General features: G+C 47.5%; 23 protein-coding genes and 1 riboswitch. Of the genes, 13 read left to right on the top strand and 10 right to left on the bottom strand.

What is annotated here, in order from left to right; genetic code table 11:
* Window positions 1–37 precede the first annotated feature (37 nt).
* Window positions 38–265, top strand: a complete 228-nt coding sequence (locus BP97_RS0104335; RefSeq protein ID WP_028548001.1) for a spore germination protein — start codon at window positions 38–40, stop codon at window positions 263–265.
* Between the two features lie 49 nt (window positions 266–314).
* Here BP97_RS0104335 and BP97_RS0104330 read toward each other — a convergent pair whose 3' ends face one another.
* On the bottom strand, window positions 315–551 hold the full coding sequence (locus BP97_RS0104330; RefSeq protein ID WP_028548000.1) for an alpha/beta-type small acid-soluble spore protein: 237 nt from the start codon (window positions 549–551) through the stop codon (window positions 315–317).
* A gap of 101 nt (window positions 552–652) precedes the next feature.
* On the opposite strand from BP97_RS0104330, the gene BP97_RS0104325 reads away from it, so the two are divergent.
* Window positions 653–1522 carry an ATP-dependent DNA ligase gene (locus tag BP97_RS0104325; protein ID WP_028547999.1) on the top strand — a complete coding sequence of 290 codons (870 nt, stop codon included), beginning with the start codon at window positions 653–655 and terminating at the stop codon, window positions 1520–1522.
* Window positions 1523–1529: 7 nt separating this feature from the next.
* Here the strand turns inward: BP97_RS0104325 and BP97_RS0104320 are convergent, their stop codons facing one another.
* Genes BP97_RS0104320 through BP97_RS35225 form a run of 3 tightly spaced genes read right to left on the bottom strand, consistent with a single transcriptional unit; the run spans window position 1530 to window position 3672 of the window.
* Window positions 1530–2039: a YhjD family protein gene (locus tag BP97_RS0104320; protein ID WP_028547998.1), complete on the bottom strand. Its 510-nt coding sequence runs from the start codon at window positions 2037–2039 to the stop codon at window positions 1530–1532.
* Window positions 2036–3304, bottom strand: a complete 1269-nt coding sequence (locus BP97_RS0104315; RefSeq protein WP_028547997.1) for a DNA polymerase IV — start codon at window positions 3302–3304, stop codon at window positions 2036–2038. The genes BP97_RS0104320 and BP97_RS0104315 overlap by 4 nt, the downstream gene beginning before the upstream one ends.
* Window positions 3301–3672 (bottom strand): YhjD family protein, encoded by a 372-nt coding sequence (locus BP97_RS35225; protein WP_051620354.1) that lies wholly within the window; start codon window positions 3670–3672, stop codon window positions 3301–3303. The genes BP97_RS0104315 and BP97_RS35225 overlap by 4 nt, the downstream gene beginning before the upstream one ends.
* 233 nt (window positions 3673–3905) lie before the next feature.
* On the opposite strand from BP97_RS35225, the gene BP97_RS0104305 reads away from it, so the two are divergent.
* The 10 genes from BP97_RS0104305 (at window position 3906) to BP97_RS0104260 (ending at window position 13384) form a co-directional block, all read left to right on the top strand.
* Window positions 3906–4955 carry a TIR domain-containing protein gene (locus BP97_RS0104305; protein WP_231506211.1) on the top strand — a complete coding sequence of 350 codons (1050 nt, stop codon included), beginning with the start codon at window positions 3906–3908 and terminating at the stop codon, window positions 4953–4955.
* On the top strand, window positions 4933–5145 hold the full coding sequence (locus BP97_RS35220) for a hypothetical protein (RefSeq protein WP_036745476.1): 213 nt from the start codon (window positions 4933–4935) through the stop codon (window positions 5143–5145). The genes BP97_RS0104305 and BP97_RS35220 overlap by 23 nt, the downstream gene beginning before the upstream one ends.
* A 155-nt stretch (window positions 5146–5300) precedes the next feature.
* Window positions 5301–6170, top strand: coding sequence for a YitT family protein (locus BP97_RS0104295; RefSeq protein ID WP_028547995.1), 870 nt, complete (start codon window positions 5301–5303; stop codon window positions 6168–6170).
* A 90-nt stretch (window positions 6171–6260) separates the two neighbouring features.
* Complete coding sequence (locus BP97_RS35215) at window positions 6261–6893, top strand: undecaprenyl-diphosphatase (protein WP_081823933.1); 633 nt, start codon at window positions 6261–6263, stop codon at window positions 6891–6893.
* 155 nt (window positions 6894–7048) lie between these two features.
* Window positions 7049–7819, top strand: coding sequence for an IclR family transcriptional regulator (locus tag BP97_RS0104285; RefSeq protein WP_028547994.1), 771 nt, complete (start codon window positions 7049–7051; stop codon window positions 7817–7819).
* A 71-nt stretch (window positions 7820–7890) separates the two neighbouring features.
* A complete protein-coding gene (locus tag BP97_RS0104280) occupies window positions 7891–8826 on the top strand; it encodes a nucleoside hydrolase (RefSeq protein ID WP_028547993.1) in 936 nt (311 codons plus the stop codon).
* An 18-nt stretch (window positions 8827–8844) separates the two neighbouring features.
* Window positions 8845–9771, top strand: coding sequence for a carbohydrate ABC transporter permease (locus tag BP97_RS0104275; protein WP_051620352.1), 927 nt, complete (start codon window positions 8845–8847; stop codon window positions 9769–9771).
* A 22-nt stretch (window positions 9772–9793) separates the two neighbouring features.
* A complete protein-coding gene (locus tag BP97_RS0104270) occupies window positions 9794–11065 on the top strand; it encodes an ABC transporter substrate-binding protein (RefSeq protein ID WP_028547991.1) in 1272 nt (423 codons plus the stop codon).
* Between the two features lie 129 nt (window positions 11066–11194).
* Window positions 11195–12013, top strand: coding sequence for a carbohydrate ABC transporter permease (locus BP97_RS0104265; protein WP_051620351.1), 819 nt, complete (start codon window positions 11195–11197; stop codon window positions 12011–12013).
* A 33-nt stretch (window positions 12014–12046) separates the two neighbouring features.
* Window positions 12047–13384, top strand: coding sequence for an amidohydrolase family protein (locus BP97_RS0104260; RefSeq protein ID WP_028547989.1), 1338 nt, complete (start codon window positions 12047–12049; stop codon window positions 13382–13384).
* A 99-nt stretch (window positions 13385–13483) separates the two neighbouring features.
* Here BP97_RS0104260 and BP97_RS40105 read toward each other — a convergent pair whose 3' ends face one another.
* The 6 genes from BP97_RS40105 to BP97_RS0104230 form a co-directional block, all read right to left on the bottom strand.
* Complete coding sequence (locus BP97_RS40105) at window positions 13484–13576, bottom strand: sporulation protein YjcZ (protein WP_156043141.1); 93 nt, start codon at window positions 13574–13576, stop codon at window positions 13484–13486.
* A gap of 139 nt (window positions 13577–13715) precedes the next feature.
* A complete protein-coding gene (locus tag BP97_RS0104255; RefSeq protein WP_028547988.1) occupies window positions 13716–15089 on the bottom strand; it encodes a YcdB/YcdC domain-containing protein in 1374 nt (457 codons plus the stop codon).
* Between the two features lie 127 nt (window positions 15090–15216).
* Window positions 15217–15750, bottom strand: a complete 534-nt coding sequence (locus tag BP97_RS0104250) for a DUF1572 family protein (protein WP_036745473.1) — start codon at window positions 15748–15750, stop codon at window positions 15217–15219.
* Between the two features lie 103 nt (window positions 15751–15853).
* The gene (locus BP97_RS0104245; protein WP_028547986.1) at window positions 15854–16174 is read right to left on the bottom strand and encodes an SPW repeat domain-containing protein; all 321 of its coding nucleotides are present in this window, start codon (window positions 16172–16174) and stop codon (window positions 15854–15856) included.
* A 179-nt stretch (window positions 16175–16353) separates the two neighbouring features.
* A complete protein-coding gene (locus tag BP97_RS0104235) occupies window positions 16354–17235 on the bottom strand; it encodes a CAP domain-containing protein (RefSeq protein ID WP_036745534.1) in 882 nt (293 codons plus the stop codon).
* 8 nt (window positions 17236–17243) lie between these two features.
* A riboswitch (cyclic di-AMP (ydaO/yuaA leader) is annotated at window positions 17244–17377 on the bottom strand.
* Between the two features lie 292 nt (window positions 17378–17669).
* Window positions 17670–18608 carry a hypothetical protein gene (locus BP97_RS0104230; RefSeq protein ID WP_028547984.1) on the bottom strand — a complete coding sequence of 313 codons (939 nt, stop codon included), beginning with the start codon at window positions 18606–18608 and terminating at the stop codon, window positions 17670–17672.
* A 168-nt stretch (window positions 18609–18776) separates the two neighbouring features.
* Here BP97_RS0104230 and BP97_RS0104225 point away from each other — a divergent pair, with 168 nt between their 5' ends.
* Window positions 18777–19139 (top strand): Na-translocating system protein MpsC family protein, encoded by a 363-nt coding sequence (locus tag BP97_RS0104225; protein WP_028547983.1) that lies wholly within the window; start codon window positions 18777–18779, stop codon window positions 19137–19139.
* Window positions 19140–19209 lie beyond the last annotated feature (70 nt).

Here is a 19209-nt window from a genome sequence, read left to right as displayed (position 1 = left end):
GTAATGGAGTAGCAAGGATGCGAGGAGGAGATCGACCATGCCTTCAGTTGTCGGAAATATTAAAATCAATAGTGTCGGCCCCAGCTCCAACGTCCAGATCGGGGATGCTGTTAATATTGTGCTTTCGAGCAGCGCGAAGATCAATGCGGGCGCCAATTCCTTCTCCAATGGTGACAGTTTTGGAACGTTGACTAACAATCAGGCGAGCATTACTAATACCGACGATGCGGCCTTGGTCGACGGCACTAGCGCCAGCATTGTCTAAGCAAATTGCAAAAAAATAACCCATCACAGAGGATGGGTTATTGTCGTCGCTATTGGAAGCGGCTGCCGGAGGCGGAAGAGAGCTGCTGCTCCGCAATTTGTACCAATCGACGTACCATGTGACCACCTATAGCGCCCGTATCACGGGTTGCCATGTAGCCGTAGTAGCCGTCCTGTGGAATTTGAATGCCTAATTCTTGTGCCACCTCATACTTTAATTGCTCTAGAGCGCTTGCCGATTGCTGAACGATAATCTGATTGCTGCTTCTGGATTGTCCACGTGCCATTGATAATCATTCCTTCCATGTTAGGGTAAATCTAGATTCCCCCATCTTTTCCCTAATTATTCATAGCTCTGCTCATGTTAAAATAAATATGGGTGATGAGTATGTTTATCTCGCCGATGCTAGCAGACTCCAGGGAAACTCCGTTTTCAGATCAGGCTTATGTATTCGAGCCGAAGGTCGACGGGCATCGATTAATATTATCAAGGAGCGGGAACGAAACCCGTCTCTTTACGCGTGACGGACTTGAATGCACGAAGCAGTATCCCGAGCTGCATTGCGTTCCTATAGAGGGAGACGTTGTGTTGGATGGGGAGCTATGCTGCACAGACCCGGACAGCGGAGCTGTCGATGCAGGGTTAGCGATGGAAAGGCTGCAGCTTAAGCAGAAGAACAGGATTCAGTCCTTTTCCACGCAGCGGCCTGTTCACTATATGATTTGGGATATTTTATTTCATAAAGGCCGCGATGTGCGGCATATGCCTTTAGTTAAGCGCCGTGCCCTGCTGGAATCGTTATTGCAGGAAAATGAGCTGTTTCAACTCGTACCGCAAACGGAAGCGCGAGGTGAAGAGCTGTTTCAATCTATCATAGCTTCATCGATGCAGGGTATGATAGCGAAGCATAAAGGCAGCCACTACGTATCCAGGTTCTCTCACGATTGGATTCAGATTATGAATTATCAATATGTCGACGTGATCATTTCGGGATACCGGAAGGAAGCGCTCGGCTGGCTTGCCTGCGTTGAGAAGGACGGCACGAAGCGCCACGTCGGAATAATAGAATCGGGTATAACCGAACAGCAGAAGAAAGCTTTCGATTCTTTCGCGAGCAAGCTCGCTTCCCGGGAGGATGACCAATTCGTTCATATTAATCCCGAGATTAGGGCTCGTGTGAAATCTCGAGGCTGGACGCGCCACCGGATGCTGCGCAACCCGGAATTTATCGATTTTATAGTTAAAAGCCCGAAGTGACTAGCTGTCACTCGGGTTTTTTGGTTCTATTGGAGTTAGCGGCCTCTTGAAGTGCCGCGACCAGGCTTTTGGCATACCGGCCGATTCTTAAGCTGATCTCCGAGCGGATAAAGTCTTTCGTCATGATGAATCGGTCCTCGCGGCCGCGGCAGCTGTAACGATAGTACAGTGAGCTGTCATCCTTAATATCTTCAATTACGCGGATATGCCGCTCGAGCAAAGCCTTCCTGTTTTTGAGCAGATCGTCCCGAATATTTCTGGCTAATATTTTTGCGGCCGCGGAGTATAACAGCTTCAGCGTCTGGGTGGACATCTCCACTTCAATGCTTTTCTTCTCGACAATTTGGAGCGCGACGGGCAGGAGAACGAAATCCCGCATCATCTCCATTTCCTTGTTCGTTGGCGGCTCGGGGGGCGGAGACGGCCCATCCTTTCGAACGAGGGACTGTTCTTTATGCTGCGGGAGCATCATACGGCTTGATTCCCACAATCCATTGCCTTCGAGTTTCTTGCTCATTTATAGTGCCCTCCAATTTTTTGTGCCCTCTCGTATGCCTGCCCTGAGGTGGTCATCGAGGAAGCCCTTATGATGGCTGCGCTGCCGTAACGCTCTTTGATTTGGTCGGTGACCTTATCCAGGGCACGGGATTTCACCTGATCCTCGAAAAAGGTTAGCTGATAGACTTGATCGTCGGTTAAGCTGCTGAGCATGACGCCTACGCGGCGTACGGGCATTTTATCCCAGTAGCGGTAAAACAATGTCTTCACGGCCTCATAGACCGCATTGGTGTTATTGGTTGGATCCGGCATTTTCATTTGCCGCGAGAATCCGGTTGGAGCCTCATAGGGACTGCACATGCAGCTGACGGACACGACACCGCCCATATACCCTTTGCGGCGGCAATCGCGGCAGACTTCTTCTGTAAGCTCCAGCAGGATCGTCTCTACCTCGCTATTCTCGGTGTAGTCTCTCGGCAAGGTCATCATGTGGCCTACCGATTTAGGCGGCGTGTTGAAAGTACCGGGAGTAACGGGGGAGTCATCCAAGCCGTTCGCCGTTCTCCACATGACCTCCGCGTGAATATCGCTTTGCTTGCCGAAGCGCGCCCGGAATTTCTCCTTCAAGCGGGGCAGCGGAGTTCTCGCGATATCGCCGATCGTAAACATCCCAAGCCGTGCAAAATGCTTCGTCATGCGGGACCCGACACCGAACATTTTCTGTACCGGCTCTTGCCAAAGCGTGTCTTCGATATCCTCTTTACGTAAGGTGAACAAGCCGCTCTCATTTTTCTTCGCCCAAATATCCGTTGCGATTTTGGCAAGGATTTTATTCGAGCTGATGCCGATTCTAACTTTCACTCCCGTTTGTTGGAGCACCTTTTGTTGTATGGATCGGGCTATCGTTAGCGGATCTCCCCAAATCCCCAAGCTGCCGGAAACATCCAAAAACTGCTCGTCGATCGAAAAAATTTCAACAAGGTCGCTATATTCCTTATAAATGTCGGTGATCATGAGAGATACATCGATATAATGCTGCATTCGCGGACGCATGACGACAAGCTCAGGGCACTTGTTCAACGCTTCACCAAGCCTCTCCGCTGTAGTGACTCCATAGCTTTTGGCAATGGGACAGGCGGCCAATATAATGCCTGAGCGCCGCGCCGGATCACCGGCTACAGCTACGGGCTTATCCCTGCATCCGGGGTGATCCGCTTTCTCTACGCTGGCATAAAAGCTCTGGCAATCCGCCAGAAAAATGGTTCTCTCGCCCTTCGTGATCATTTTAACCGCCTCCGCAAATTCATTAGCGTAGTCATGAGCTCTGCCTTTACCAAGCTTCTTAACATTTTAAAATGATGGATGTAGCCGCGAACCTTATATTCCACATCGATGCCAAGCGTGTTCATGTCCGTATGCAGCACTTTGATGCTCCGTTCTCTCATCTTGCTCTTAATGGCTTGCAGCTCGGGATAAATGGAGCTCTCCACTTCCTTGAGGTAGAAAATAACATGATTGTACACGACTTTGTCCTTGTACAGGTTCAGCTCTTCAATATCTCTTGCCAGCATATCGAGCAAAATAGGCAGAAGGGTGTATTCCTTGATGATTTGAATATCTTCTTCGGTTTCTACTCTTGAATTCACACTCATAATGACACCACCATAATGCGAACGTGTATTCGTACTTATTCTTATTATATACCGAACATATGTTCTTTATGCAAGATGAATTTTATGGAAATAGCATTCATTTTGTTGTTCATAAAAAAACTCCAAAGGGACTATCAACAGAATAGGGAAATTTTGCTACACTGAAAGGGAGTACAAGCATGGTGAGCGGCTTACCGGAACCTGTGAATCGATCATGAAAAGGGGAACTGTCCGTGTCGGTGTGGAGGCAAGAACGAAAACCGGAGCTATTCATCGGCTCCTCGAGGGAAGCGATAGATTATGCGCGAGCCGTTAACGAAAGCTTAAGCCGAGTAGCCCAGGTTACCCCATGGTATACGGCATTTGGGGCTAATTCCTATACGATGGAGGCATTGGAGCAGCAGCTCGATTTAAGCGACTTCGGGATATTTGTATTTGCCGCGGACGATGTTGCCCTGTATCGCGGTCAGTATGTATTCATTACCCGGGACAATACTTTGTTCGAAATGGGGTTGTTTTGGGGTAAGCTTCGGCGCAGCCGCGTGTTCGCCTTGATTCCGCAGTCGGTTCAAGAGCGGGAGGACCTCATCAAGGATACGACGATTAAAGATTTTCATATTTTGTCCGATTTGCAGGGTTTAACCCTTCTTTCTTACCATCAAGCGGTACGCGGGAACTATCTTGCGGCCGTCGATGTCGCTTGCGGCTATGTGGCCAAAGCCGTTCGAGCCGAGCAAGCTTTTGTCGATCCGTACCAGCTGCTTGCGGAGAAGGAAGCGGAGATTCAGCGGAAGCAAAGCATCCTTCACTTCTTTTGGGAATATAATCGGAATGTAACGGTTGCCGACCCTGGAGAAAAGTATCATTCCTTCAGTGAAGCCGTTAGAAATTCGTTACTAACTCCCGAAGGATTTCGGGTTACCGGTGCGGCTATCTGGAAGAAGGAAGGCAATGATGGCGTTCGTCAGGTAGGAGGGAATGTAGGCAAAGGCAAGTTTTACCGCTTCCAAACCTATGCTGAGAAGAAGGACGATAAAAAAATATATGTGCTGGAAGCATTTCTGAACAGTACATGGGAATTTTTGCGGCGGAAAGAGGTTGCCGAGGTGTATGTCCTATGTTATCCTCTAGATAAAGAGCATGTGTTATCCGTGCATATATCCGGACTGAAAGTGTTATCCAAGGAAGATCTTACAGAGATCGTCCATCACAACGAGGAGCTGCTCGCAACCATTAGTCACTTAGTTGGAGGGGATTCAGATGAACAGAAGCACAGGGTTTAAAAGGGCATCGATTTACGGATCCGCAGCGGGACGGTGGGCTAGTCAAAGCTCTGCCGATTTAGGTACGGCTCATGAGGAACGTGATGCCAAAGCAGGTATTTTCGTCGGTCCTTCGGTTGAAGGCGGCGACAAGGAATATATTCATGTCATCAGCGGGAAAGTATTGAACCGCAAACCGTCGTTCGTATAAACAGCTGTCTGCAGGGCAGCTTAGACAAGGCCGTACGTTAACTAACGTGCGGTCTTTTTGCAATGGAAAGGAAACTCCCTCGTCCCCCTAAAAAAATGGTTTATTTGCAATAAAAAAGCGAACGCTATGATAAAAAAGAGGATGGGGTAGGGTAAATGAACAACCGGGTACATAAGAAGAAAACATGGCTGGGCTTTTTGAAAGCCTTCATCTTTATTACGATCGGTGCGATTATGATGGCCGTGGCTCTCGAAATTTTCCTGGTGCCTAACGATGTTATCGACGGAGGTATCACAGGGATTTCTATCGTATTATCGAAAATAACGGCGTTTCCGTTAGGATTGTTCATCTTCTTTATCAATCTTCCTTTCCTGGTGGTCGGCTATAAGCAGATCGGCAAGACATTTGCTTTTTCTACACTGTACGCGATTGCTTTAATGTCTGTGGTTACGGCATTTTTACACCATGTGGAGCCGTTTACGAATGAGAAAATATTGGCCGTTTTGTTCGGGGGGCTGATTCTCGGTTTAGGGGTCGGTATGGTTCTGCGGTTCGGAGGGTCGCTTGACGGAACGGAGATTGTCGCCATCTTATTGTCGGAGAAATTCAGATTGCCTGTTGGGCAAATCATTATGTTCATCAACGTGTTCATCTTTATTTTGGCGGGCTTCGTGTTCGGTTGGGACTCGGCGATGTACTCGATCTTTACTTACTACATCGCATCCAAGGTGATGGATATTGTCGTTCAGGGGCTGGATGAATCCAAATCGGTTACGATCATCTCGAGCGATTATGAAGAGATTTCTCATGCCATCATGAAGCGGCTCGGACGCAACACGACCTATATTTATGCCAAGGGAGGATATTCCAAGGAGGATACTCAGATGATTTATTGCGTAGTTACGCGGCTTGAGCTAACCAAACTGAAAACCCTTGTTCAGGAAATTGACGAAAAAGCTTTTATATCGATCCAGCAGGTTTCCGATGTCCTGGGAGGCAACTTTGACAAGAGCAGCATCCACTAGGCAAGGCTGGAAGCATTTGATCTGTTTTTTCATAAAATATTAAGAAATTGTTAAGGTTTATATATTATACTGGTCCAATCATCGATTTGGATGGGGGATCAGTCTTTGAATTACGCGATTTTTCAGTTTGTTAATCAATGGGCAGGGCAATATGGCTGGCTTGACAGTGTAATGGTGTTTTTTGCTCGCGATTTGGTCTATGTCATGCTGGCGATTCTGGCTGTACTATGGATCAGCGGTCGCAGCGTGAACCAAAAAGGAGTATTCTACGCATGCTTGTCTGCGGCAATAGCCATTCTTGTTGCGGGGTGGATCATTTCGCCTATCGTCGGACATCCAAGACCCTTTGTCGAGCACACGGTGCATCAATTGGTTCCGCATGACGCAGACCCGTCATTCCCTAGCGATCATACGACCTTCACGTTCGCGATTGCTTTTACGGTATGGCTGCTGCTGAAGCGACGGATGGGAGCGGTCATGATAGTGTTGGCCTGCTTGACCGGAATTGGACGGGTGTTTGTCGGGGTTCACTATCCTGCGGACATTGCCGGAGGAATTATCCTTGCGCTGTTATCCAGCATGGCAGTCGTTAAATACCGTGGCTTTGCCGAGCCCGTGGCCAAAATTTGTATCGGGATCTACAACAAGCTTACGTCCCGAATCTCGTTTTTGCCGGCAGGGGACAGAGCCAAAGTTCAATCCAATGATGCGAACTTGTCATAATGCAATGCAAAAAGAGAAAGCCTGTGATCCTTCAAGAGGATTGCAGGCTTTTTTTCAAATAAAAGGATTGCGTTCAAAATAAAATGAGATATAATAAAAAAAGTTAGTTATCATAACAGAACGCCGTCCTTATTTGCGGAACGAAAGGTCGTACTATGGCAGACAATGTTAAAAAGACCGCTATACTAGAAACCGGGGATCGCATCTTAAGAATGCTCGAATGCTTCACCGTAGATAAACCCGAGTGGGGAGTTACAGAGCTGGGTGAGCACCTGGGCCTATATAAGAGTGTCGTTCATCGAATGTTGGTGACTCTGGAGCATCGCGGATTTGTAAGCAAAAATCCGGTAACCCAAAAATATGTGCTGGGAATCAAGCTTTTTGAGCTGGGCACTATCGTAGCCAATCAAATGAACCTGCGCACGGTAGCCAAGCCGATTATGGAGAAGCTGTGCGAAAGCACGGGAGAAACCGTTATGCTTATGATTGTCGACGGGCTGGAATGCCTATGTATAGAGAAAGTCGAAAGCTCGCAAAGCGTACGGTACACCTCTCCACTAGGCAAAAGAGTTTCTCTGCATGCGGGAGCTACTACAAAGATATTACTAGCAAATTTGTCCCCAGACAAGATTAATCAAATTATATCCCGAGGCTTGCAAAAATTTACAGAGCATACGATCGTCGATCCGTCGGAATTGTTGGATCATTTGCAAACCATAAGAGAGCAAGGCTACTGTATCTCTTCGAACGATTTCTCGCTTGGTGGAATGGGGATTGCCGTTCCTATTCGAGATCATATGGGAGAGGTTATTGCAGGCCTGTCGTTATCCGGACTGGAATTTAGAATGAGTAAAATTACGGACGACCTATTGCTTCAATGCCTTAATGCAGCAGACCTTATTTCCAAAAGACTCGGAGGCAAATAAATTTTTTTTGGAAACATTGAAGAACAGCGTCCTTGAAATAAGAACGATTACTATTCAAAGGGGGAAACAGGGTGCGCAAAGTCATTTTGGATGTGGATACTGGCATTGATGATGCACTAGCTATCGCCTATGCTACAGCTTCACCCGAAATTGAACTGCTTGGCGTAACAACGACTTATGGTATGGCTCCAGTGGACTGTTCGGCCCGCAACACGCTGCTTGTGCTTGAACAGCTCCAATGCGATGTGCCGGTATTCCGGGGTGCTGAACAGCCGCTTGTCCGAACACGCCAATACAGCGGGACGTTTCATGGCATGGATGGACTAGGTAACGTCGCGCAGAGTGAGCCAAAGAGAACCGTCTCCGGCATGCATGCCGTTGATTTCATTATTGAGCAGGTCCGAAAGCACGGGCGCGATTTGACTCTTGTTACGACGGCGCCGTTAACCAATCTTGCGCTTGCTATCCAAAAGGCTCCTGATATCGTGGGCCGAATCGGCCGTGTCGTGACGATGGGCGGAGCGGTAGCCACGCCGGGAAATGTAACGAAATTTGCGGAAGCGAACATCATTATTGATCCCCATGCAGCGCAAAACGTATTCTCCTCGGAGCTGCCCCTTACGCTCGTGGGACTCGATGTGACGAGAAAAACGGTACTGCGCCAGGAAGCGGTGGAGCGCTGGAGGGAGAAGAACACCCCTTGCAGCACATTTTTCGCTGATTTCACGGAATATTATATACAAGCTTACAAAGTAAACCATCCTTACCTGAAGGGCTGTGCGCTGCATGACCCGCTTGCCGTTGGTGTCGCGGCCCATCCGGATCTGGTGAATACGATTCCGATGTATATCCAGGTCGATCTTGAAGCGGATGCGCTTGGCCGAACGACCGAAGATTTGCACCGCAAATCCCCGGGCGGACCCAACACGAACGTCTGCATGGAAGTAGATGCCGAGCGCTTCGTGTCCCGGTTTCTCAGCCGAGTCGATCAAGCTTTTAGTAGATAATAGGAGGATTAGACAACAATGAGCAAGCCTAGTAAGACCGCCGCACGACGGGGACTATTGTATCGATTTGACCGGCTGTCCGATTCGGCTGCAGCGGGCATATATTTGACGCCGACGTATATTTTGCTGGCTATGACTATCTTGTTCCCTATGGCTTACGCGTTGTTCCTATCGTTTACCAAAATGGATTTCGTCTCCGGGCGCGCCCATTTTACCTTCGTGGGACTTGATAATTACGCGAAGCTGCTGCACGACTTAAGAATTCCTAACGTGCTTTTGCAAACCTTTTTATTTACAGCTGCCAAGGTGATAGGTACGCTCCTCATTGCCTTCGGGATCGCGCTTACGATTTTCCACGGTATATGGGGCGGCGAGTTTTTTAAGAAGATTTTCCTGATCCCATGGGCGTTATCCAATGTCGTTAACGGTCTCATGTGGAAGTGGATGTACAACGGCAATAACGGGATTATCAATGAGATTATGGTGAAGCTGGGTCTTATTGATCAATATAAATCATGGTTGGCCGAAGGGACAACGGCGCTCGGCGCGGTTATCGTGGCGGATATTTGGAAAAGCGTACCGTTCGCGGCACTCATTTTGCTAGCCGGACTGCAGACAATTTCCAAAGAGCTCTATGATGCCGGGCAAGTGGACGGCGCAGGAACGGTTCAGCGCTTCTTTCATATTACGCTGCCATCGCTGCGGCCGGTTCTGATGGTACTATTCGTTATGGAAACCATGTGGGCGCTTCGGGCGTTCGACATCATTTGGGTGCTGACGCAAGGCGGTCCGCTGGATGCCACGATGGTCATCAATGTTTATGCTTACGAGCAAGCCTTCCGTAATTTTGACATGGGCTACGGTTCGGCACTGGCATTCTTCATTACGCTTTGTACACTGCTTTTTACTGCAGTTTACTTAAAAACAATAGGCAAAAACGACTAGGACAAAACAGGGGGAAAGAAACATGGAGAAGAAGCATCTGAAATGGTTGAAGATGGGAGTTGTCGGCGCAGTATCAGCATCGCTGCTGGCTGGCTGCGGTGCACCGGCTGATCAAGGAAGCAAAGCCGGCGGAGCAAGTGAGGACAACAAGGAGATCACCGTACTGTATTTAGACGAGCCGTTCTGGAAGCAGCAAAATGAGGAATTCACCAAAGCAACGGGAATTAAAGTGAATTATGAAACGGTTCCGTTCATGCAGCTCCATGACAAAGTGTTCGTTTCGTTTACGGCAGGCAGCAGCGAGTATGATGTTGTGCACGTACGCGACGACTGGGCAACTGAATTTGCATCCAAAGGCTTCTTGGAGCCGTTGGATTCCTATGTAACGGAAGATATGAAAAAACGCCTGAATCCACAAACGATGGAGGCCATGGCTTATAAAGGCAAGCAGTATGCGATTCCTCGTTATGTATGGCTGTGGCAGTTCTATTACAACAAAACATTGATCCCGGAAGCACCGAAAACATGGGATGAGTTGATCACTGCTGCTCAAAAAATTAAAGCAGACAAGGTTTCTCCTTATGCGGAATCATTGGGCGGAACGATTTCCTACTCCAGCTTCATTGTTCACTTGCGCTCCAACGGAGGCGAGTTCTGGGATTACCAAAACGACCGTCCGACGTTCAACACTCCAGAGGGTATAGCCGCTCTGCAATTGATGACAGATATGAATTTGAAATATAACATCATGAGCCCGCAATCCAAAGAGTTCAGCAGCTCCGGTGCTATGGCGGAAGTGTTGACTCAAGGTACAATCGCTATGAACATGAATACGCCGCAAACGCTGCCGATGTCTAACGACAAGGAGAAATCGAAGGTCGTAGGCCAACTGGGTGTCGCGCTGATTCCAGGCTCCAAGCTGAAAACCGCTTCCTATGGCGAAACCGGCGGTCTAGCAATCCCGGCTTCCTCTAAGAAAAAAGAGTGGGCGATGGAGTACATCAAATTCGTTACAAACGCGGATCAGCAAAAGAAAATGTCTCTTGCCAACGGTAAAATTCCAAGCGATAGCGAAGTGGTGAAGGATGCTGAGCTGCAAGCCAAGTATCCGCAGTACAGCTTACTTCCTGAGCAAATGCAATATCCGTTCGGACTGTTCCGTCATGAACAAGCAACGAAAATTACAGACGAGCTCTCCCGTAACATTCTCGCGGCCGTGATGGGCAAGGTAACTCCGGAGCAGGCGCTTAAAGATGCGGAGCAAAAAATATTAGCAATGATAGGAAAAAAATAACTTTCCTTTAGGTTTTTGAGGTCTAGCCGTTAGTTGCAGATGGGAATTTCTTAAGACTGAGCTCTTAGGGATTCCCGAATTCTGCGGCCAACTGGTCAACAATTCTCTAACGAGAGGATGTATTTGAGTGTGAAGTACGCGAAAAAAGCGGTCCAGGTATTGATCTCGATTATTTTAATGATCTTTATCTTGTTTCCCGTCCTATGGCTGCTGCTGTCGAGCGTTAAGCTGCCGCTTGATTTGTTCAGTAATCCTCCGAAAATATGGCCCAGTGAATGGACCATCAAATATTATATTCAGCTTCTGAAGGAAAAATCGTTTACGGCGGCCATGCTGAACAGCTTTATCGTTTCGGGCTTTACGACGGCGATATCCTTGTCTATCGGGTCACTTGGCGCCTACGCGTTTGCCAGATTTCAGTTTCCTCGCAAAAATGCGTTCTTTCTGACGGTGCTCGCATCGCAAATGCTTCCGCATATGGCGTTGTTGATTCCTTTGTTTATGATTATGAGAATCACGGGATTGTTATATACGCACCAAGGCTTGATTTTGACTTATATTAGTTTTTCACTTCCTTATGTTGTCTGGATGTTCCGCGCCTTTATTATTTCGATTCCTTATGAGATAGAAGAAGCAGCCAAGCTGGACGGCTGCACCCGGTTGCAGATTATACGAAAGATCGTACTGCCGCTTTCTATGGGGGGGCTGGTTACGACGGGAATTTTCGTCTTTATGGGCGCATGGAACGAATTCTTGTTTGCCAGTGCGATGACTAATATGAATATTAAAACGCTGTCCGTACGGATGGCGGAGTTTATAGGGGAAGATCGAGTCGCTTACGAAATCATGTTCCCTGCCGGAATCGTCGGCAGCCTGCCTGTGCTCCTTCTGGTGCTATTCTTCCAGAAGTTTATCGTCAGAGGCCTGACCGACGGCGGCGTAAAATGATGCAGATACAAGCATAGAAAAAAGGTGATAAGCATGAAATGCGATCTGTTAATCAAGGATTGCAGCGTAATGACGCCTGAATTCGAAATCGTCGAGAACCGTGCCATAGCAGTGGATGGTACACGTATCGTGGAGATCGGACCTAGCGATGAGATAACAGCCAAGTATCAACCGATAGAAACCTTGTCAGGCAAAGGCAAGCTGTGTATGCCAGGGCTCGTGGACGCGCATACGCACACATGCCAACAGTTGTTGAAGGGCCGGACGATGGATGAGCTTCCGATGATCTGGTCGCGCATTCTCGTTCCGTTCGAGAGTAACATGAACGAAGAGGACGTTCGGGTCAGCGCAGAGATGAGCTGTCTCGAGATGATTAAATCGGGAACGACCGCCTTCGCCGATGCAGGTGGCGTACACATGCACAAGGTTGCGGAAGCCGCGGTTCAATCGGGCATGAGGGCAGCAATTACACGGTCGTGCATCGATATCGGCGACTTTTTGCCAGATACCATGAAGCAGCCGCTCGAAACAATTATCGATAATAACGAATGGCTGCACCGCACGTACAATGGAGCCGGTGACGGAAGAGTTCATATCTGGTTTGGTATCCGTCAGGTCATGTCTTGCTCGCCGGAGCTGATTCAAGCAGCGGCGGAGAAGGCTCGTGAATACAATACTGGATTGCATATGCATCTGGCCGAGCATCGGGATGAAGTGCGCTATTGCTTGGAGCGGTATAAGAAACGCCCGGTGGAATATCTCGATTCACTAGGCGCTCTGGGTCCTAATTTATTAACGGCTCATAATGTGGTGTACTCCGAGCATGAACTGGAAATATTGAAAGAGCGCGGCGTCAAGATCGTTCACTGCCCGCGCGCCAACTTTAACTCCCATGGGTTCCCAAAAACACCGCGCATGATCGAAATGGGCATGTCGATTGGTATGGGAAGTGATGGAGCATCGGGCTCGAACTTGAGCTTGTTCGATGAAATGCGGGTATTCCGCTCTGGGCTTCACGCTTACTGGGGACTTCCTGTGTTCGATCCGCTTGTCATTCCCGTAGATGAGCTGCTCAAGATGATTACGATAGGCGGAGCTCGAGCACTACAGCTTTCTCACGAAATCGGGACGATCGAGACTGGAAAGAAAGCTGACTTGATTCTGATCGATTTGGATCAACCACATCTTACTCCGACACGTATTCTTGTCAATACGATTGTGGAATCGGTCACGAGTCGTGACGTAGAGGATGTCGTTATCGACGGCAAGATTGTCATGAAAAACCGTGAGGTCCTGACACTTGACGAGGAACGCATTATGTACGAAAGCAAAGTGACTATGGACGCGATTGCCAAGAAAGCAGGAATTTAAGCTTACAGAACCAAAGCGCGTTTCGATAGATTAAGGCGGATAAGGCCAACAAAAAACCGGTCCCTCGATTGAGGGGCCGGTTTTTTGTACCTTATAAGATTAGATAAAAGAACGTCCAATAATAACCAAGAGGATAAAGAGCACCAAGATGACACCAACGCTTGTAAATCCACCAAAACCTATTCCGCTCATTGTATAACTCACCTCTCATGTTCTTTTTATTAGGAAGGGGGATGTTTCATCCATCCCAAAATAATATATGTTCATGGAGGTTCATCTGATTGGATAGTTGACCTTAATGGATAAATGGGGCGTCAGTACTGATGACGGGTCAGTAAGTCAGCTCAATCAATTCCCCTGTAACAGCATCACAGATCCAATCGCAATCGAGCAAAGTGTACACAAGAAGAGCTTTTCTTCGTTCCCCTACGGAGAAATGGTCTTCAAACCGGTAGGTCAGTGTTAATTGAATGTGAGGATACAGCTCCTTCCAGGCTGTTTCTGCCGTAACTTGCGGCTCACAGCACCCCAGAGCTTTGTCCGGTTCTTTCTTCGCTTCGGCGCGGCGCTCCTGAAACAGCTTGAGTGCATCCATGACATGAGTGACGTTCCAGGTGTCGCGATCTATGAATAATCCGATCTTGCCTCCCATAACAGGAATGCCGTGCAGATAACGATGAATCTCTATCTTGATTTGATTCCCTTGCATGGCTTCTGCTGTTTGGCCATCAGCATTATGTATAAAGGCGAACTGCCAAGGCTCTTCCAAAGCCGTCTCCTTAAGATAGGAGGCCGCGATATCTTGAGCTTTGACGATATCCTCTTCCGTAAGCTCAGGATAGAAAGGATGAGGGGCTGTCAAATTGATATCGGTCACATGCTCATCCAGCTTTAAAACGTCGTAGTGAGCTTCGGAAAATACGGGCTTCCGTACGATGCGGACATTTTGATTACGCTGGGGCAGGGGAGAATCTAAATCAATGATTTCAATAAAGTCGCTTTTATCCGTAAAAACCAACTGACCTGACAAGGCATCATATACATCTTCCCGGCATATATAAAAAGGGTGATCCGAAGAATGGAACAAGGTCAAATAGCAGAGCGAAAGCTGGCTCTGATCGAGCTGTTCTTTGAATGTTGCTTCCGGGATCAGTTGGGTGCTGTCCGCAAAATCACATGCATCCCAAACACACCATAAATGATACAGATCGAATTGTTGGTTCAACGTAATGTGCAAGGCTTGCGGGGTGCTTACAGGAATCCCGTTATGCTTTCTTCCATAAACGAAATCGTAGCGTTTTTCGCCCATAACTATTTTTTTGCGCAGCTCAAGCTCCTTCAGATCGATTGGCAAGCTCAGCTTGTTTATCCATTGAACAACTTGAGGGAAGATAGTCTCGTATTGGTCGTCACGGAGCTCTTCTTGCGGTTCTTTATCCTGGTCTCTATCATCATGGCGGTAAAAAGCAATAAGCTGGCCGGTAAGGGCATCCAGCTCAGCGCGGATCGTATGAGGATTGACCAGCATATTCTCATCGAGTACCGGTTCACCTTGCTTGTTCCACTCTAATTCAACCTTGTAATAGGGAGTTTGTTCGGGTGAAGCATTGCGGTAAATGCCGCTTGAAATCAATTCGTGCGAATCGGGAATATGAACCCACTCACGAACCTTTGCTATAGCCTGCTGAACAGTAAGTAGTTTCATTTTTAAGCAGCTCTCCTTTTTTCTTATTATGTTACATACGACAGTTTTTTTGCATGGTTGCCGGAATAATAGAAAAAAGCCGCAAATTCCGAGAAATTTGCAGCCTAGAATATTTAATTACAGCAAGTTAAGGTTTGAACGTCTTCGATTGCCCGCGGGCGATGCTGAGCGTTTGCCAATGAGGATTGCCCAGATGTTTCGCAAGGAATACGATTTGACCGACATGGTATCCATAGTGGGAAACTTGACGTTGGATCGCCTTCAACACGGTATGAGCCTCGCCACGAATAGTCACATTGCGCAGCAAATCCTCAGGTTGCAGACTGAGGAGCGTATCGAACAATACAGCCCAGCCCTGCTCCCAGAGCTCTATCAGTGCTTTTCTATCCAGTCCCTTGGCCTCGAACTCACCGTCACGATTTCTCGTAGGCTTTTCCCCGTCTGAAGTTAAGAAATCGGTCCAACGGGAAAGCATATTGCCATGCATGTGAAGAATCATCACTTCCAGAGAGTTCGATTCTTGGTCCAGGACGTGGTGAAACTGAGAATCGTCGACTTGCTCCATGGCTCTATCGGCCAGTTTTTTCATGCTTTGGAACGCTTGAATGCTTTCTTGAAGATATATCTCGCTTACAGAAGCCGCTTGCTCCGGTTGCACCATACTCCTCATCTCCTACATTCTAATATTTGCACATAATAACAACGATAAAGGAAATAACGCTGATTGTACACCAGAATGTTTTTATGGGGAGCATAACCGAATTTTATTCATCCTCATTCATCGTATAATAATTCAGCATGACGCTTGTGATGCCGAGAACCACATAGATGACATATTCGCCCAGGCCGGACAAATAGGCAAAAGGAAAAATAACGAACCAAATGCCAGCCAGCATGGAAATCCAGTTCAACCAAGAATTCCAGCCTGATTTTTTAAGAACAAAGGCCAGGATGGAAGCAATGAACTGAATGGAACCGAAGACTACACTGGTAATTACGGCACTTTCGTGGGTAAAATGAATCCAATGAGGGCCAAAGACAAACAAGAGACCAATCAACGCAGCCAACAAATTTTTAACCGCCATGATTACACCTCCCGGAAAATGGGAAAAGCCATGAACACCTCAATAGGGGTTTATACTATGTATATGCAAGCGATTACAAATAGTTCGGTGCTTGGCAAAAAAAGCGCTCCTGTACATAAATCAAAGCCCCCGGTGCATGAAGCAGCGGGGGCCGTGAGATAATAATCATAAAGGGTAAATTAGTTCGCAATAAATTCTTGTACCCATTCGCCGTTGTAGTAAGCAACGCCGATTTTAGTGAAGTTAGGGCTCATGATGTTTTGGCGATGTCCTTCGCTGTTCATCCAAGCATTCATAACTTCTTCAGGATTGCGTTGACCTTTAGCGATGTTTTCACCTGCATAGGAGTAGCTGATACCATACTGCTTCATCATGTCAAATGGAGAACCGTAGGTAGGAGAAGTATGATCAAAGTAATTTTTGTCATACATGTCTTTAGCTTTGTCCATAGCCATATTCGCTAGTTTGCTGTCGGAAGTCAATGCAGGAAGACCTGCTTTGGCACGTTCTTGGTTCACCAAAGTAACGACTTGGTTTGCATAAGCAGATTGAGAGTCACTTACAGTTTCCTGAGAACCGTTGTTTTCAGTTCCACTGCCATTGTTATTATTAGTAGTACCGCTGCCAGTATCTTCAGGAGCACCAGTATCGGTACCGTTATCTGTAGTGCCGCTGCCGTTATCGGAGCCATCGTCTACAGAGCCGGAGCCATTATCGGTGTTGCCCGTGTTATCGCCAGTACCTTGGCCTTGGCCTGGATCGCAGTTAAAGTTCGTGTTAGGGAAGTGTTTCCAGATAACTCCTGCAAAAACGTTGTTGTTATCAGAGCCAATCGTTTGCCATTTGCCTTCTTGGCCTTTCAATAAGGAATTCAAATCAATGTTTCCTTTTTGACCTTGACCATTCAATAGGGAATTCAGATCAATTCCGTATTTTTGAGTGATAGTAGACAAATCATTAGCAGACACATTATTCGCCGGAGCGGCGGAAACGGCACTAACGCCGATGATTGGACTAATAGCCAGTACACCTGTCAATACAACTTTCTTGAAACGATTCAACAAAAAAATCCTCTCCTTTTCGCGGCCTACGAGGTTAGCTGACGGATTCGGGTCAAAGAGCAATCACCCTGCCGCAAGACGCGGCTTCACCCCAAGAATGGGTCCCCCGTGCTTCTATAAAAAGCTTCGGCCTTTATAGTTTTTTTTGTGCTCTTGCCCAGTTCGTTATCGGATCCCGCCGGGCTCTCTTGAGCCACTTCATTGTAGCACGGGCTTCTACAGATTTCACGGCACAAAGTCTTCCAACATTGGATGAGAGCATACAAAACAGCTCCCTTTCTTATAGAAGGGGAGCTGTCAGGCTGTGAAACTATGAAGCCTCAGATGTGTACGTGGTACTCCGGTGGGGTATCCCCTTCCGGCCACTGTTGTTATCGGGAAATTTGTAATTTAATCGCTTTACAGCGGGGATTTCCCGATAACAAAGTTGGACGCTATCGCTCCTCCAGGGGAGGCAAAGCGATCAATTTATCGCTCAGCAGCTCCAAGCTTCCATGGCGAACAGCCCATACCGATTCAGCTTGAGCAAGCACATTGGCGTGCCAGGCACCGGAGATGTACTGAACACCCCGCAGCTCATAAATACCGTCATGATCTGTATCCTCAGGAGCAAGGTTGACGAATCCGTCTATCATTCCTTGTTCCTTGGTGTTCAACAGCTTACCGTTCGAGTCGTACATATGAAGCCGGATGTAATCTTCTCTAGAAGACCTTGCGTCGATGATGTCGGTTTGACCGGTTAGTGCATTCGTAGCTGTTAACTTATACTCGTCTGTGAACCGGATATCCAGAGGAAGTCCTGCGTTAAGCACTTCTTCGTCTAGCTTATCTACTAACGCCGCATTTTGGTATGATACCAACTGGTATGTAGAGGTGCCGCCGCTTCCCATTGTCGCCGTAGTAACCAGAATATCGTTGTGAGACTCGGAGTCGAACCGTCCGATAAATAAGCAGGACCCATATCCCTCATTAAAGGAACCTACGGAGCGGATTGTATAAACCCCGGTTGAACCGCTCTTTACTGCAATTTGAATGGCTGAGGCATAAATACTGTCTGCATTCTCCTTATGACCGATAAGTACGATGTCATCGCGAATTCCGTCACCGTCCATATCAGCATACTTGGCATCAAGAACAAACCGAGTTTCTTCTATAGAAAGATCTTCGGGTGAAAATACGCTATCCTTGGCGAAGTGAGGGGATAGGTCCTCAGCTTTTGACCCAGTCGACTGCTCTTTCGATGGAATATCGTTTGGTGCTTGCATGGGAGGATCAGCAGACTGAGGCTCTGTATGCCAAGATTGGACAGGAGCAACTCCTGTACCTGCTAATAAAATCCAAACTGCTGCAACAATAGCCGTTAAATGACTCATCATTTTTGCTCTCCCGTAGCCCAAATTAAATTCGTTCATTTCGATTTACTTATTAGACCGTTTTAAGCGGATAAAAGTTGCAGGTTTCTTTTCCCAGTAACGATTGAACAATGCTAAGGTCCATGATAAAATTTGGTAGAAAGATACGGTAAATGAGGGTATCCATTCATGAATAAAGTTGAAGCGGAATTCAGCAATTTAGTGAAAGCGTTTCGAAAACGTCATATGGGCAAGGGACCGCGTGAAATCCGCACGACCTTTTGCAAGCACTGGGCGATCTGCGAGATGGACGGCAACCTTTCGCCTGTTGAGAAATTTATCGCTTCCGGAACCGACGGCAAGCAGGCTCTTCGTACCGCACGAACGGAGATGGTGAAGGATATGTATAAAAACCATCCACCGGTTGAAATGGAGCAGCTGCTCGGAGCCAAATTTCTCGAGCTGTTCGTCGATATTGATCTGGAAAAAGATTTCGGGATGTCCATTTTCGTATTCGATCAGGACATTCAAAGCAAATTTGCTGTGAAATAATTTCATCATGTGCCGTTGGCACTTGGCAGCGTACCTGCTTAAGACTAACCGCCGCAGTAGACATTTCCTT

The organism is Paenibacillus sp. UNC451MF (assembly GCF_000686845.1).
GTDB lineage: Bacteria > Bacillota > Bacilli > Paenibacillales > NBRC-103111 > Paenibacillus_S.
Note: the sequence above shows the minus strand (reverse complement) of the source record. Positions and strands in the feature narration are given on the sequence as shown.

Excerpts from the sequence above, each read along its gene's own strand:
- BP97_RS0104335 (WP_028548001.1), top strand. The coding sequence starts at position 38 with ATGCCTTCAGTTGTCGGAAATATTAAAATCAATAGTGTCGGCCCCAGC.
- BP97_RS0104330 (WP_028548000.1), bottom strand. The coding sequence starts at position 551 with ATGGCACGTGGACAATCCAGAAGCAGCAATCAGATTATCGTTCAGCAA.
- BP97_RS0104325 (WP_028547999.1), top strand. The coding sequence starts at position 653 with ATGTTTATCTCGCCGATGCTAGCAGACTCCAGGGAAACTCCGTTTTCA.
- BP97_RS0104320 (WP_028547998.1), bottom strand. The coding sequence starts at position 2,039 with ATGAGCAAGAAACTCGAAGGCAATGGATTGTGGGAATCAAGCCGTATG.
- BP97_RS0104315 (WP_028547997.1), bottom strand. The coding sequence starts at position 3,304 with ATGATCACGAAGGGCGAGAGAACCATTTTTCTGGCGGATTGCCAGAGC.
- BP97_RS35225 (WP_051620354.1), bottom strand. The coding sequence starts at position 3,672 with ATGAGTGTGAATTCAAGAGTAGAAACCGAAGAAGATATTCAAATCATC.
- BP97_RS35220 (WP_036745476.1), top strand. The coding sequence starts at position 4,933 with ATGAACAGAAGCACAGGGTTTAAAAGGGCATCGATTTACGGATCCGCA.
- BP97_RS0104295 (WP_028547995.1), top strand. The coding sequence starts at position 5,301 with ATGAACAACCGGGTACATAAGAAGAAAACATGGCTGGGCTTTTTGAAA.
- BP97_RS35215 (WP_081823933.1), top strand. The coding sequence starts at position 6,261 with ATGGGGGATCAGTCTTTGAATTACGCGATTTTTCAGTTTGTTAATCAA.
- BP97_RS0104285 (WP_028547994.1), top strand. The coding sequence starts at position 7,049 with ATGGCAGACAATGTTAAAAAGACCGCTATACTAGAAACCGGGGATCGC.
- BP97_RS0104275 (WP_051620352.1), top strand. The coding sequence starts at position 8,845 with ATGAGCAAGCCTAGTAAGACCGCCGCACGACGGGGACTATTGTATCGA.
- BP97_RS0104270 (WP_028547991.1), top strand. The coding sequence starts at position 9,794 with ATGGAGAAGAAGCATCTGAAATGGTTGAAGATGGGAGTTGTCGGCGCA.
- BP97_RS0104260 (WP_028547989.1), top strand. The coding sequence starts at position 12,047 with ATGAAATGCGATCTGTTAATCAAGGATTGCAGCGTAATGACGCCTGAA.
- BP97_RS40105 (WP_156043141.1), bottom strand. The coding sequence starts at position 13,576 with ATGAGCGGAATAGGTTTTGGTGGATTTACAAGCGTTGGTGTCATCTTG.
- BP97_RS0104255 (WP_028547988.1), bottom strand. The coding sequence starts at position 15,089 with ATGAAACTACTTACTGTTCAGCAGGCTATAGCAAAGGTTCGTGAGTGG.
- BP97_RS0104250 (WP_036745473.1), bottom strand. The coding sequence starts at position 15,750 with ATGGTGCAACCGGAGCAAGCGGCTTCTGTAAGCGAGATATATCTTCAA.
- BP97_RS0104245 (WP_028547986.1), bottom strand. The coding sequence starts at position 16,174 with ATGGCGGTTAAAAATTTGTTGGCTGCGTTGATTGGTCTCTTGTTTGTC.
- BP97_RS0104230 (WP_028547984.1), bottom strand. The coding sequence starts at position 18,608 with ATGAGTCATTTAACGGCTATTGTTGCAGCAGTTTGGATTTTATTAGCA.
- BP97_RS0104225 (WP_028547983.1), top strand. The coding sequence starts at position 18,777 with ATGAATAAAGTTGAAGCGGAATTCAGCAATTTAGTGAAAGCGTTTCGA.